The following is a 14,261-nucleotide window of genomic DNA, read 5'->3' on the forward strand; positions in this document are numbered from 1 at the left end:
ACTCATGCTCAAGGCGATATTTTGGGGTACTCGTCGGTAGAGTGGATTAGTTTGTCCCGCGAAAGTGATATTCAAGAAATTATCAACCACAAAGCCCTCACTTAGATTATACTTCTAAATGAGGGCTGTTGTCTTTATTTTCGTGTTTCTGTGGGTGACGGCTATGTCGTCATGGCTGTCTGTCCCACTCTCACTTATATTGTACAAGGACTAAATGAATCTAAAATGAATTTTGAGGAAATTTAAAAAATAATTCGAAAAGTCTTTTATTTTTTCTCCAGCTGGAAAGTCAGGATAAAGCGACTTCCCTGGCCAAGCTCTGACACTAGCTCTATCTGGACCTGGTGCAAATCGGCGATTTTCCGAACCAAGGCTAGTCCCAGACCGCTTCCCTCTTGACTGTTTTTATTTCTAGCTTGGTCAACTTGATAAAACCGATTCCATATTTTATCAGTCTCGGCTGGAGCAATACCAGCACCATTATCCGCCACCGTCAGCTGACAGACACCATCTAGCTTGCACAAAGAGAACTCAATGCGGTCTTTGGTAGATTTCAAGGCATTGCTAATCAGATTGTCCAAAAGCCGGTGAAGCAGAAGCTCATCAGCAACAATCCAGCAATCTTCATCTATGGAAGCTTCTAAAACAAGCCTCTTATCTTGGCTAAGCTTTTGAAAATCGATCAGCTTGTCTGTCAGTAAAGCAGATAATGATATCTTCTGCATAACCAGAGCCGGCTGATTCTCAAGCCTGGACAAATCCAAGATATGGCTAATCATCTCCTTCATGCGCTTGGTCTGACGATTGATGATTTCAAAAGATTCCTTGGATTCATCCAAATTTTCTGCATAATGAAGGCCATATTCACTCTCAGACAAAACGACTGCTACCGGTGTCCGCAGCTCATGGGAGACGTCATGGTTAAACTGCTTTTCCCGCTGGAAGGAAGTCTCAAGCGAGTCCAGCATGAGATTAAAAGCCTTTCCCAGACGATGCAGCTCATCATCCTTATCTTTCAGAGCCAGCCGCTTAGAAAAGTCTCCGCTCTCGCGAATTTCCACTGCCGTCTGCGATAGCTGATCCACCGGCCTCAGGGCTTTCTTGAGAATCCCATAACCACCAGCAATAATCAAGATCAATAGAAAAGGAGAAATGAAGGCCAGAGCTGTTAGATAATCAATCCATTCATGATTGCTATGACTGCTCAGAGTTACCGCCCGCAGCCACTGACCGCCATTTTTCATCTCGATATCAAAGTAAAGATAGGTCTTTTGAGCAACTGTCACAGTCGTCACAACCGATTGGTTGAAGGGAAGGGTCTCATCAAAGCCTGATGGCAAACTTTTTCTAACAAGGCTTCCCGAACTATCATAGATAGAATAAAAAATTCCATCATCCATAGCCTCATACTCACTAGGCTGCTGGCTGATTTCCGTGGCTGACTCAATCAGCTCCCGCTTGGCTGCCGCATCTGCCAGATTGCTGGATAACAGAAAGGCTAGACCCAGCAGCACTAGAATAAAGACAAAGAGAAAACTGCTGTACCAAAGAGTAATGCGTAGAACAATGCTGCCTTTTTTCTCCTTATTCCGAGCTCCAGATAACATAGCCTACTCCCCTCTTGGTGTGAATAATGGACTGCTTCTTATCCTGATCGATCTTGCGGCGAATATTTTTAATCAGAACATCAATGATATTGGATTCTCCTTCATAATCAAAATCCCAGACATGGTCCCGAATCTGCTCCCGCGATAAAATATGATCTAGATTGCGTGCCAGGTATTCCAACACTTCGTATTCCTTGGCTGTCAGATCTAAGACTTGATCATCTTTCAGGACTGCCTTCTTAGTCAAATCCAGGACTAGATCGCCTAGGTCAATTTTCTGACTAACCAGCTCACGCTGCTGTCGCCGAAGAAGAGCCCGCAGCCGGGCCAAGAGTTCTTCAAACTCAAAAGGCTTGACCAAATAATCATCTACCCCCAAATCCAAGCCCTTAATCTTGTCTTCCAAGCTATCACGCGCCGTTAGGACCAAGACGATAACTTGCTGTCCGGCCTGTCGGATTTTCTCTAGAAAGGCAAAGCCGTCCATGCGAGGCATCATAATATCTAAAATAATCAAATCGTAGTTCATCATTTCCAAAAATTCTAAGGCTTCCTCCCCATCAAAAGTACTATCCACACTAAAATGCTCTTTCTTGAGAAGCTTTGTCAAACTGCGGTTCAGATCCGCTTCATCTTCCACCAATAATAACTTCATCAGGACTCCTTTCCAATCTTGGTCCTCTGTTTTTTCAGTGCGTCCAAAGAGTAACAATCACAGCTTTTAAAAAATACTAAGCCGATTGGGTTTCTAGCAGCTAGATAAAAATCTATCACAATGCTACTACATCTCCTCTGATTGTAACATAGATCCAGAAAAAGGAAAACTTCTGTCATCCTCGATTAGTCAACAAAAAACAGCTGCCTGTAAGCAGCTGTTGTTCTACTATTTAAAACTTAAAGCGGAGAGCTCTCACTCATTTCTACTTGCTCAGCCGCAAAAAATTGAGCTGCTGCAACGGCTTTTTTCCAGCCCTGATAGAGTTTTTCTTTCCGCGCCAGCTCCATCCGCGGAGCAAAACTCTGGCCGACAGCATTTAACTGTTTCAACTCTTCTAAGTCTTTCCAGTAGCCAACTGCCAGACCCGCTAAGAAAGCTGCTCCTAGAGCTGTCGTCTCCAGATTTTGAGCACGGGCAATTTCAATTCCTAAAATATCCGCCTGAAACTGCATGAGATACTGGTTCATGGCAGCACCACCATCTACTTTTAGGAGTTGAATAGGGGTCTGAGTGTCCTTTTCCATCGTCTCAATGATGTCTCTGACCTGATAAGCAATCGACTGGAGGGTCGCCTTGACAAAGTCTTCTTTAGAAGTTCCCCGAGTCAAGCCAAAGACAGCCCCTCGAGCATTCTGATCCCAGTAGGGAGCCCCAAGGCCAGTAAAGGCCGGCACCACATAGACCTCATCCTCATTCTGCGACTGCTGAGCACACTGCTCAGACTCTGCTGAAGTAGCAATCAGCCTCAAGCCATCTCTCAGCCACTGAACCGCACTGCCCGCAATGAAAATCGATCCCTCTAAAGCATAAGTGATTTTCCCATCAATACCATAACCGATGGTCGTCAGGAGATTATTCTGAGACAGACGCATATCGCTGCCAGTGTTGAGAATGATAAAAGATCCGGTTCCATAAGTGTTTTTGACCATACCCGGCTCAAAAGCCAGCTGCCCAAACAGGGCTGCTTGCTGATCTCCAGCCATGCCCGAAATGGGCACTGTTCCGCCATAGAAGTGATAAGGTTTGGTGTATCCGTAAATTTCTGAATTAGAGCGAACCTCCGGCAGCATCGCCAAAGGTACCCGGAGAAGCTCCAAAATTTCCTTATCCCAAGCCAGATCCTTAATATTATAGAGCATGGTTCTAGCTGCATTTGAATAATCTGTGACATGGGCTGCACCATCTGTCAACTTCCAGACCAGCCAGGAATCAATGGTGCCAAAGAGCAACTCACCTCGCTCTGCCCGCTCTTGAGCCCCCTCCACATGATCCAGTATCCAACGAACCTTGGTAGCTGAAAAGTATGCGTCGATGACTAGACCTGTCTTGGCATGAAAAAATTCCGTATAACCCTGCTGCTTAAGCTCTTCTGCCAGCGGAGCTGTCTGCCGTGACTGCCAAACGATAGCATTGTAAATGGGCAGACCCGTCTCCTTATCCCAAACCACGGTCGTTTCCCGCTGGTTTGTAATCCCAATAGCCTCAATCTGACTTGGCTTAATCCCGCTTTCAATAAAGGTATTCGCGATGACCGATTGAACCGAGTTCCAAATTTCATTGGCATTATGTTCCACCCAGCCCGGTTGAGGAAAAATCTGCCGAAATTCCTTTTGACTGGCACAGACCTGCTCACCCCGATGATTGAAAATAATAGCTCTGGAACTAGTCGTCCCCTGATCAATAGCCATAATGTATTTTTCTTGCAGCATAAAAAGCCTCCATTCTGTCTTTGCTTCCATTATACAAAATAAAGCGCTTTCTTGCTATTCTTTTAGAAGGTTTTTGTGAAGAAATCACAAAAAACCTCCCCGAAGGAAGGTTCCATGCTGCATTATAGGCGTGCATTCAATTCTGCACCAAGCTCTTCAAAGCCTGGTTTGCCCAGCAAAGCAAACATATTTTTCTTGTAAGCTTCAACACCTGGTTGGTCGAATGGGTTGATGGCATTCAAGTAGCCTGAAAGAGCGATGGCCAATTCGAAGAAGTAAATTGTGTAGCCAAGAGTAAAGGCATCTTGCTCAGGAAGGGTTATATACATGTTTGGTACGTCACCGTCTGTGTGGGCAAGAAGAACACCGTCAGTCGCTTTTTTGTTTACAAAGTCAACGTCTTTACCTTGAAGGTAACCGAGTCCGTCAAGGTCTTCTTCCAAAGTAGGAATAATCACGTTCTTACGTGGTTTGTCAACACGGACAACAGTTTCAAACATGATACGAGTTCCTTCTTGGATAAATTGACCAAGTGAGTGCAAGTCAGTTGAGAAGTTTGCTGAAGTTGGGTAGATCCCTTTTTGGTCTTTCCCTTCTGATTCACCAGCCAATTGTTTCCACCATTCTGAGAAGTATTGAAGTGATGGCTCGTAGTTTACCAAGATTTCAGTAGCATAGCCTTTGCGGTAAAGGATGTTACGAACGGCTGCGTATTGGTAAGCTTCATTTTCAGCAATCTTGTCTGAAGTATAATCTTTACGAGCTGCGTTAGCACCTTCCATAAGGGCTTTGATGTCAGCACCTGATGCAGCGATTGGAAGCAAACCAACTGCTGTCAAGACTGAGAAACGTCCACCGATGTCATCTGGAACCACAAATGTTTCCCAACCGTTGGCATCTGCTTCAACTTTCACAGCACCTTTGACGCGGTCAGTTGTTGCATAGATCCGTTTGTTGGCTTCTTCTTGGCCATATTTCTTAATCAAGAGTTCTTTGAAGACACGGAAAGCAATCGCTGGTTCAGTTGTTGTACCTGATTTAGAAATCACGTTTACTGAGAAGTCTTTGTCTGCTACGTACTCTACCAAGTCAGCAAGGTAAGTAGAGGAGATTGAGTTCCCAGCATAAAGGATTTGTGGGGCCTTGCGTTCTTCTTTTGTTTGCAAGTTAGCAAAGTGGTTGTTGAGGAAGTCAATAGCCGCCTTGGCACCCAGATAAGATCCACCGATACCGATCACGACCAAAACATCGCTCTCACCTTTAATCTTTTCTGCTGCTGCCAAAATACGGGCAAATTCTTCCTTATCATAGTTTTCTGGCAAATCCAGCCAACCCAAAAAGTCGCTGCCTGCTCCAGTTCCCTTACGAATCAACTCATCTGCTACAGTGACTTGAGACTGTAAGTAGTCTACCTCGTGTGGTGCAACAAACTTGTTCAACACCTTTGAGTAATCAAATTTAATATGTGTCATGGTGATCCTCCTTTATTCTTCACCTCTATCATATCGCTTTCATACTTTTTTAGCAAGTAATTCCTTCGATGAAAACGCTTTTAGTTGATATTTTGTTAAAATTTTTACAATTTTGCAAATCCTAGACCAGAAGCGAACGCAATCGTTTGCGCAATCTGCTATTTTTACCAGAAAATTCCTGCCCCCAATTTCATGAGCAAGTTGAGATTTTCAGCGTCCTTTAGGCTTGATTGATTCAACATTGGAACCTAGTTCTCGCTTCGCTCAAACTACGTCAATGTCTCTAAACTCATCTTCCTCCTTCGGAGTTGATTCGTTAAGAGGCATAGAAAAAGAGCACACAGTTCAAATCGCTTAGGGCTGCTGGATTCCTCCCCTGACCCGCTTCACGCAGAACTGTTGCTCCACTAACTAGTATAACACAAACTTTCTTTTTTGGCTAATTTTCTTCACTTTTTCCTGCGATTTCTGAAAAAGTTCTGCATAATCGCCGCGCATTCTTCCTCCAAAAGGCCGCTTTCAACCTCTACGCGATGATTCAACCGCTCATCCGTAAGAATATCGTAAAGACTACCCCCAGCTCCAAATTTCTGATTTTTCGCCCCATAGATCACCTTGGGAATGCGAGCCAGGCCGATGGCGCCACTGCACATGACGCAGGGCTCAATCGTGACAAAAAGCGTCGTATCTAGCAGGCGCCAGCTATTTTCCTGCTGATTGGCCTCCTCAATCGCCATGATTTCCGCATGCATGACCGCCCGCTGCAGCTCCTCACGCGCATTATGCCCGCGTCCGATAATCTGACCATCCTTGACCAAGACACAACCAATCGGTATTTCATCATTGGCGAGAGCAATCTCTGCCTCCTTCAGAGCCTCCCTCATAAATATCTCTTTTTCCTCTATCGTGTAATCCATCTCTTCCCTCTTCCTTTTAGTTTCTTTGTTCATTATACCACAGGCAGCTTATGACTCACAAAAAAAGCCGCCGATTGGGCGACTCTTATGGGAGATTATTATGAAAAAGTTTAGGAGGTTTAAACAAAGTTAGGAGGTCTTTGTTCATGCTTCTAGTATAGCTGGTCTATCTTAAATAAAGCTTAAGCTTTCTGAATATTGATGATTTTGGAAATATCGCCACTTAGAATCTCAAAAATATCAGACAAAGTGCTGGCTTACTACTCTTTGTCGCAGAAGCAACTATTGTGATCTCTCTCATTCTTTACGTAATTCAAGGATTTGGTCATAGCGCTCTTCTTCATCAATATGATGGGCTATTTCCAGCACAGTAATCGGTAAAGAAAAGATTAGGTCTCTAACCAGACGACTATTTTTTTCATCCAAAGCTGATGTAACTTCGTCTGCTAATAAAATATCCTTCTCACGTAAGAGAAAACGAGCTAACTCTAATCTGACACGTTGACCTCCTGAAATGTTTTCACCATTATTATGAATCTCTACATTCAAAATATCCTGGAATTCATCTATTAAGCCAACTCGGTCCAATACCTCCAATAATTCATGATCCTGAAAAGGCTGACCAAAAGTTAGATTATAGCGGATAGTATCGTTAAACAGGAAGGGATGCTGACTAATTAAACCGATATTCCCTTGGAAATGGCTCGTTACCTGATTTCCATCATACTGAACGAAAATGTCTCCCTCATCACATGCTTCTTCTCCTAAAATCAAGCGAAAAAGAGTCGTCTTCCCAGATCCACTCGGCCCTTTTATCAAGACCTTCTGACCTACTGAAATCGTCGCCGTCAAATCAGAAAAAAGTTGACGTCCAGCAAAGCTTTTTGAAATATGATTTAAGTGCAACGATTCAAGATTTTCGACAAATTGATCCTTTGTCTCTTCAAAATCAGGTTCTTCTTCGATAATTTTAAACAGACGGTTCGCAGTCGGCAGGGCACCTTGGAGATTGGCTGCACTGTACATCAGAGTTTGGATCGGTTCGACCAACATCCCCGCAGCCACATACATAGAGATGAGGCTTGTGATGGAAATAGATTTCCCCTGTAAACTCAAATAAAATCCTAAAGCAAGAGGAACAACCTGACTAAAAAAGACCATAAAACCATTAAAGAAAAAAATAGTATTATGTGTGAAACAAAATCTTTGGATGGCTTTTTGATATTCTCCGTTTACATCATTCACTCGCTCTTCATTCAGCTTCATGGCCTGATTAATCCGTAAGGTTTGACTGCCTTGCATACTATCTGAGACAAGCCCATGTAATTTTGTTCTAAGTTTGGACCAGCTGTCTCCTGAATCTTGTAAACGACGATTCATGATGAACTGCGGAATGGGTCTCATAATCGTAAAAATCACAAAAATAAGTCCTAAGAGAAAATTTTGTGAAACAATATAAATGGCTGTAACAAGGGCAACAAATCCCCAACTCACCATAACATTTATATTTTCTAAATAATTATCGCCCACATATTCCATATCTTGAGTTAGCAGACTAACTTTTTCATCATTGGAAAATTTAGGATTTAATATGACCTTCTTAAATAAAAGGGCACGGACACTTTTGTTAATTTCCCTTCGAAATGTATTGTGCGAATGGTTTGAAAATAGCATCAGACTATAGATAACAAGATAGACGGACAAACCAAATAAAGCAAAATTGAGAATCTTTTCATAAGAAAGGCCGTCTTGATCCAACTTCAAGGCCTTCGTTAAAATCAGAGGTTGCGCCAACACCAAACCACTATTCACAATACGCCCTAGAAAAATAGGAAAAAGGTACTTCTTATCTATGTACTTGTAAATATTTCTCATAATTATCACCTACCAAAATAGAAAAGTGCAAATTCTAATAGATATCGTGACAAATTCACATCATCACTTTTTTATATGTGCAATTTATTTATACTCATTATACATTTTTTGAAATAGTAAATCAAGAATATCTAAAAGATTAGCCGATAAAAGCTGCAATATCGCTAACTTCTTGGGCAATATAGGTGGCGCCAGCTTCTTCCAATTCTTCCCTGCTACCAAAGCCATAAAGGACACCGATAGAATCAAGCTTTTGCGCTTGAGCGCCAAGCACATCGTGCTCTCTGTCTCCAATCATGATGGTATGTGCCAAATCTGTAATCTGATTTTGCTCTAAGGCATACTGGATAACATCGCTTTTTTTACTACGTTTTCTGTCCATGGTCGCGCCAGCTACAAAGTCAAAATAGTCATACAAACCAAAGTGTTTGAGAATTTGAATGGAAAATTCTTCAGGTTTTGATGTAGCTACAATCAACTGTTTACCAGCCTGCTTCAAAGAAGCCAGCAAGTCTGGAATACCTGGATAGACCTCGTTTTCATAAAGGCCTTTTTCGGAAAAGTACTCATGATAGTAGTCAATGGCCTTTAAGCATTCTTCCTTAGAAAATCCATAAAAGCGCTCAAAAGAATCCTGCAAGGGCGGACCGATAAAAACTCTCAATGCTTTCTTGTCTGGCACCTCAATCCCGTATTTTCCTAAGGCATAGGCTACCGAGTTGGTAATCCCTAGTTCTGAATTGGTCAAGGTACCGTCTAGGTCAAATAAAATCGTTTGATACATTTTTTCCTCTTTCTGTTTTCCAAAAGAGGCTGGGACAGAAATCGGTAATTCGTTAGAATTCGATTTCGTCGTCCCACCTCCGCACAGTTGAGTAGGGCTGTAAAAGCTGATGAAATCAGCGTAGTAGAGCCCACTCAACCACTGCGTCTTGCTCGACAATCAAAAGACAATTGAGAGGCTAGGACTTTTGTCCCAGCCTCTGTCTTCATTTGCTTATAAACTAGACCAAACACTTTCCAAGATATTGGTTTGCTCGCGACCTGGTCCGACTGAGAAGGTCGAAATGCGGACTCCAACCAGTTCGCTGACACGGCGAACATAATTGCGGGCATTTTCTGGCAGGTCTTCTAGACTGCGAACACCTGTAATGTCTTCTGACCAGCCTGGCAATTCTTCATAGATTGGCTTGCAACGCTTAAGCTGCTCTAGACTTGCTGGGTAATGGTCGATTCTTTGACCGTCCAAATCGTAGGCCACACAGATTTTGACTGTATCCAGACCACTCAAAACGTCAATGGAGTTAAGGGAAAGGTTGGTAATTCCTGATACGCGGCGGCTGTGGCGCATAACAACTGAGTCAAACCAGCCCACACGACGCGGACGGCCAGTCGTTGTACCGTATTCATGACCCACTTCGCGGATGCGTTCGCCCACTTCATCAAAAAGCTCCGTTGGGAACGGTCCATCACCGACACGGCTCGTATAGGCCTTGCAGACACCAACTACCTTGTCAATCTTGCTTGGACCAACACCTGAACCAATCGTCACCCCACCAGCAACTGGGTTGGACGAAGTTACAAACGGATAGGTTCCCTGGTCAATATCCAGCATGACGCCTTGAGCCCCTTCAAAGAGGACACGCTTGCCTTGATCCAGAGCGTCATTGAGGATAACAGATGTGTCAGTCACATACTGCTTGATTTGCTGACCGTATTCATAGTACTCTTCAAAAATATCGTCAATGTTCATGGCTTGACCATCGTACAATTTCTCAAAGAGGCGGTTTTTCTCAGCTAGATTACGCTCCAAGCGCTCTCTGAAAATGTCTTTATCCAAGAGGTCTGCAATACGGATACCAACACGCGCAGCCTTGTCCATATAGGCAGGGCCGATTCCCTTGATCGTGGTACCGATTTTATTGTCACCTTTAGCTTCCTCTTGCAGGCGGTCCAGCTCGATATGATAAGGCAGGATGACATGGGCACGGTCTGAAATACGCAAATTATCTGTGGTAACACCTTCTTGGTGCAGATAAGCCAACTCCTTGACCAGAGATTTAGGATTGACCACCATCCCGTTTCCGATTACTGAAATTTTTTCTGGGAAGAAAATTCCTGACGGAATCAAGTGCAATTTATATTTTTTCCCGTCAATTACAATTGTATGGCCAGCATTGTCACCGCCCTGATAGCGAGCAATCACTTCAGCATTGGCCGAAAGGAAATCGGTGATTTTCCCTTTCCCTTCATCTCCCCATTGGGTTCCTACAACAACAACTGATGTCATAATTTCGTCTGAGCTGCGAGAGCTCTTCCTTTCTTAATCTACAAGGCAGGAGTTTCACCTGCAAACGTATCTTACACTTCATTATAAGAAAATTTTGAGTTTTTTTCAAGATTGAACAGTTTTTAAATTTGGATTTTCACTTTTGAAAGCGAATTACTAATTTTAAAAATTTCTATTTTCCCCAAATAAATAAAGCCGTTAAAAGGAAAAGTTCGGAAATTTCGTAGAAACGTAGCGAATAGTTGTTTTCTGACTTTTTTTATAATAGACTGAAGGTACTATATCAAGAACGGAAGAGAATGATGACAATTGATCGGTTATTAGAAAAGCTAGACCCAGCCAGCCCTATCTTACAAGCAACTTTTGGCCTGGAAAGAGAGTCGCTGCGCGTGACAGAAACAGGAAAAATGGCTCAGACTCCCCATCCTAACTGTTTGGGCTCTCGCAATTTTCATCCCTATATCCAGACGGATTTTAGCGAGCAACAGCTCGAATTGATTACCCCCATTGCCACTTCGACTCAGGAAGCTCGTCGTCTGCTGGGGGCCATCACAGATGTGGCTGGACGCTCCATTTCCAGAGAAGAACTCATGTGGCCCTTGTCCATGCCACCACAAATCCAAGAAGATGAGATTGATATCGCTCACCTTGAAAATGTCTACGAGCTCCGCTATCGCCAAGGTCTAGCAGAAAAATACGGCAAACGGCTCCAGACCATTTCCGGCATCCACTACAATATCGAGCTAGGGAAAGATTTGATGACTGCGCTATTTAAAGTTAGTGGCTTTGAATCACTAAAAGATTTCAAAAATGCTCTCTATCTCAAATTGGCTCGAAATTTCCTGCGTTTCCGCTGGTTGCTGACTTATCTTTACGGAGCGGCTCCTCTGGCAGAAGCTGGATTTTACGATAATTCGCCCGAGGCTCTTGTCCGTTCGCTCCGCAATAGCCATTACGGCTACGCCAATGAGGAACATATCCATGTGTCATTTCGCTCGCTGGAAAGCTATATCTCAGACATCGAGGCCTATGTCGAGTCTGGCGACTTAAGTGCTGAAAAGGAATTCTACTCGCCCGTACGCTTTCGCGGTCAAAAACGAAATCGAGATTATCTGGAACAAGGAATTACTTACTTGGAACTTCGCTGCTTCGACCTCAATCCATTTGATGCCTTGTGCATCAGTCAGGAAACTTTGGATACAGTCCATCTCTTTCTCTTGGCCCTGTTGTGGCTGGATGATGTGACGGATAGTGACGCGCAGCTACAAGCCGCCTATGCTCTCAACGATGCTATCGCTTTAGCTCACCCCTTGACTCCTCTACCTGCAGAGGCCGACAGCTCTGCTATTCTCCAAGCTATGGAAAATGTGATCCAGCATTTCAATCTGCCTGACGCCTACCGTCAATTGCTAGCGCAAGTCAAGGCTGCACTAGCTGATCCCAAACTGACTCTGGCAGGCCAATTATTGCCTCATATTGAGAAGAATTCCCTATCAACATTTGGACTTGCAAAAGCGCGAGAATATCGGGATTATACCTGGACTGCCCCCTACGCTCTCAAGGGCTATGAAAAGATGGAGCTTTCCACTCAAATGCTTATGTTTGACGCTCTCCAGAAAGGCCTCCATCTCGAAATCCTAGATGAAAACGACCAATTTCTCAAGCTCTGGCATGGTCCCCATGTAGAGTATGTCAAAAACGGCAACATGACCTCCAAGGATAACTATGTCATCCCTCTGGCCATGGCCAATAAAACAGTCACCAAAAAGATTTTGGCAGCAGCTGACTTTCCTGTCCCTGCTGGATCGGAGTTTTCTTCTCTGGAGGAAGGCTTGACCTATTACCCTTTGATTAAAGACCGACAAATTGTTGTCAAGCCCAAGTCAACCAACTTCGGACTGGGTATCTCCATCTTCCAAGAACCAGCTAACCTAGAAGCTTATGGCAAGGCTTTGGAGATTGCTTTTTCAGAAGACGCCGCCGTCTTGGTGGAGGAATTTATCTCTGGAACGGAATACCGCTTCTTTGTCTTAGACGGTCAATGTGAGGCGGTTCTCTTGCGCGTGGCGGCTAATGTGGTCGGAGACGGCCAGCATACCGTGAGAGAATTGGTTGCCATCAAAAATGACAATCCGCTGCGGGGTCGAGATCATCGCTCACCGCTTGAAATCATTGAACTAGGGGACATTGAACTGCTCATGCTGGATCAGCAAGGCTATGGACCAGACGATATCCTGCCTGCTGGAGTCAAGGTTGACTTGCGGCGCAATTCTAACATTTCTACTGGCGGAGACTCGATTGACGTCACAGACAGCATGCACTCATCTTATAAGGAACTCGCTGCGGACATGGCAAAGGCTATGGGAGCTTGGGCCTGTGGCGTTGATCTAATCATCCCTGACTGCTCTGCTATTTCCACCAAGGAAAAGCCCAACTGCACCTGCATCGAGCTCAACTTCAACCCCTCTATGTATATGCACACCTATTGTTCTGAGGGGCCGGGACAAAGCATTACTCCTAAAATACTGGCTAAACTTTTCCCAGAAATGGACTGATAAAACAAGAATCGCAGGGGATTCCTTGCGATTTTTGCTTGTCTACTTGCAATAAACAACGAACCTTTCGCTCGACAAACAAGGCTTGCTTTCGTGATAGGAAGCAAATCTCTTTCTTGATGAGGCAAGCATTCTCAATAAATCTAAAAACGTATCTGAATACATAAAATCATTGCACTCTTTATCCTTCAAAAATCAGCTTTTATGTTAAAATAGAGATAACATATTGAGTAGAAAGAGAAAGGTTCATGTCGAGGAGAAATGATGATTCTAACCAGCAACCGGAATGGTTTAGCTGGTTTTGGGTACTTATATTTGTATTTGGTTCTGGAATAGTGGCCAGTTATCTGCTCCCCATTGCTATTCTGGGAGCTGTTGGATATGGGATTTATCGTTACCATAACCAGAGAAAAGATCGTATTGAAGCTAAACAAAACAGCATCGGTCGTATTGAATATCTGAAATCAGAGATTGGGCAAGCCGACCGCCGCATTAAAAAATTGGAAAGCTACCAAAAAGATGGCGACCAAGAAAGCTATCAAGATTTAGCTCTACAAATTCTTCCCCAGCTCACCTATATCAAAAATACTGCTAACGACTTACGGGGAGAAATTCCTGCCTCTGTCTACCAGCGAATCCAGACAAAAATTCGTACTGTAACTGCTGAAATCGATGAGCAACTGCAAAAGATAGAACAAGAGAAGAGACAAAAGGAAGTACAACCCAAGAAAACTAGCCTAGAAGAGCTAGCTCCAGAATTGGTCGCTACGGTTCGCAATATTCAGATTGACCATGAGGCCATTCTGCAAAAAATCTCTCAATCCGAAAGCAATAATAAGGAGGAGCTGACTGCCATTCATCAGTCCCAGATGGAGCACTACGAAGATATTTTGGAAGGCTACCTCAAAATCAAAGCTTCTCCCAAAGATTTTTACAATGCTGAGGAGCGGCTAGCCAAGGCCAAAGTAGCTATAGAGCAGTTTGACTTGGACCTAGACGAAGCGTTGCGTCAGTTAAATGAAGCTGATTTGAGGGATTTTGACATTAGCCTGCGTATCTTAGACAAAGAAAAGCAAACAGACCCCGGCTTTTAAGCTAGATAAACCAAAGGAGAAACT

At 43.7% G+C, this 14,261-nt stretch carries 10 protein-coding genes and 1 other RNA gene; 2 read left to right on the forward strand and 9 right to left on the reverse strand.

Going from position 1 to position 14,261, the window contains the following annotated elements; all coding sequences use genetic code 11:
- Positions 1–266: 266 nt before the first annotated feature.
- From AC5FEC_RS07510 to AC5FEC_RS07550, 9 genes are all read right to left on the reverse strand, one after another.
- On the reverse strand, positions 267–1,607 hold the full coding sequence (locus tag AC5FEC_RS07510; RefSeq protein ID WP_493661798.1) for a sensor histidine kinase: 1,341 nt from the start codon (positions 1,605–1,607) through the stop codon (positions 267–269).
- Positions 1,585–2,262 carry a response regulator transcription factor gene (locus AC5FEC_RS07515; protein ID WP_493661799.1) on the reverse strand — a complete coding sequence of 226 codons (678 nt, stop codon included), beginning with the start codon at positions 2,260–2,262 and terminating at the stop codon, positions 1,585–1,587. The genes AC5FEC_RS07510 and AC5FEC_RS07515 overlap by 23 nt, the downstream gene beginning before the upstream one ends.
- A 239-nt stretch (positions 2,263–2,501) precedes the next feature.
- On the reverse strand, positions 2,502–4,034 hold the full coding sequence (gene glpK / locus AC5FEC_RS07520) for a glycerol kinase GlpK (protein WP_493661800.1): 1,533 nt from the start codon (positions 4,032–4,034) through the stop codon (positions 2,502–2,504).
- A gap of 122 nt (positions 4,035–4,156) precedes the next feature.
- Positions 4,157–5,506 (reverse strand): glucose-6-phosphate isomerase, encoded by a 1,350-nt coding sequence (locus tag AC5FEC_RS07525; protein WP_062201283.1) that lies wholly within the window; start codon positions 5,504–5,506, stop codon positions 4,157–4,159.
- A gap of 325 nt (positions 5,507–5,831) precedes the next feature.
- Positions 5,832–5,917: signal recognition particle sRNA small type (ffs, locus tag AC5FEC_RS07530), an RNA gene on the reverse strand.
- A gap of 38 nt (positions 5,918–5,955) precedes the next feature.
- On the reverse strand, positions 5,956–6,423 hold the full coding sequence (gene tadA, locus AC5FEC_RS07535; RefSeq protein WP_447450873.1) for a tRNA adenosine(34) deaminase TadA: 468 nt from the start codon (positions 6,421–6,423) through the stop codon (positions 5,956–5,958).
- Positions 6,424–6,720: 297 nt separating this feature from the next.
- Positions 6,721–8,298: an ATP-binding cassette domain-containing protein gene (locus tag AC5FEC_RS07540; protein WP_493661801.1), complete on the reverse strand. Its 1,578-nt coding sequence runs from the start codon at positions 8,296–8,298 to the stop codon at positions 6,721–6,723.
- A gap of 139 nt (positions 8,299–8,437) precedes the next feature.
- Entirely contained in the window at positions 8,438–9,082 is a 645-nt protein-coding gene (locus tag AC5FEC_RS07545; protein ID WP_037614577.1) for an HAD family hydrolase, read from the reverse strand.
- Between the two features lie 213 nt (positions 9,083–9,295).
- Positions 9,296–10,588 carry an adenylosuccinate synthase gene (locus AC5FEC_RS07550; RefSeq protein ID WP_493661802.1) on the reverse strand — a complete coding sequence of 431 codons (1,293 nt, stop codon included), beginning with the start codon at positions 10,586–10,588 and terminating at the stop codon, positions 9,296–9,298.
- Between the two features lie 302 nt (positions 10,589–10,890).
- Between AC5FEC_RS07550 and gshAB the strand changes: the two genes are divergently transcribed.
- A complete protein-coding gene (gene gshAB, locus AC5FEC_RS07555) occupies positions 10,891–13,143 on the forward strand; it encodes a bifunctional glutamate--cysteine ligase GshA/glutathione synthetase GshB (protein WP_493661818.1) in 2,253 nt (750 codons plus the stop codon).
- 248 nt (positions 13,144–13,391) lie between these two features.
- Positions 13,392–14,237: a hypothetical protein gene (locus tag AC5FEC_RS07560; RefSeq protein ID WP_493661803.1), complete on the forward strand. Its 846-nt coding sequence runs from the start codon at positions 13,392–13,394 to the stop codon at positions 14,235–14,237.
- Positions 14,238–14,261 lie beyond the last annotated feature (24 nt).

It is taken from the genome of Streptococcus sp. STC1396 (genome assembly GCF_058933875.1).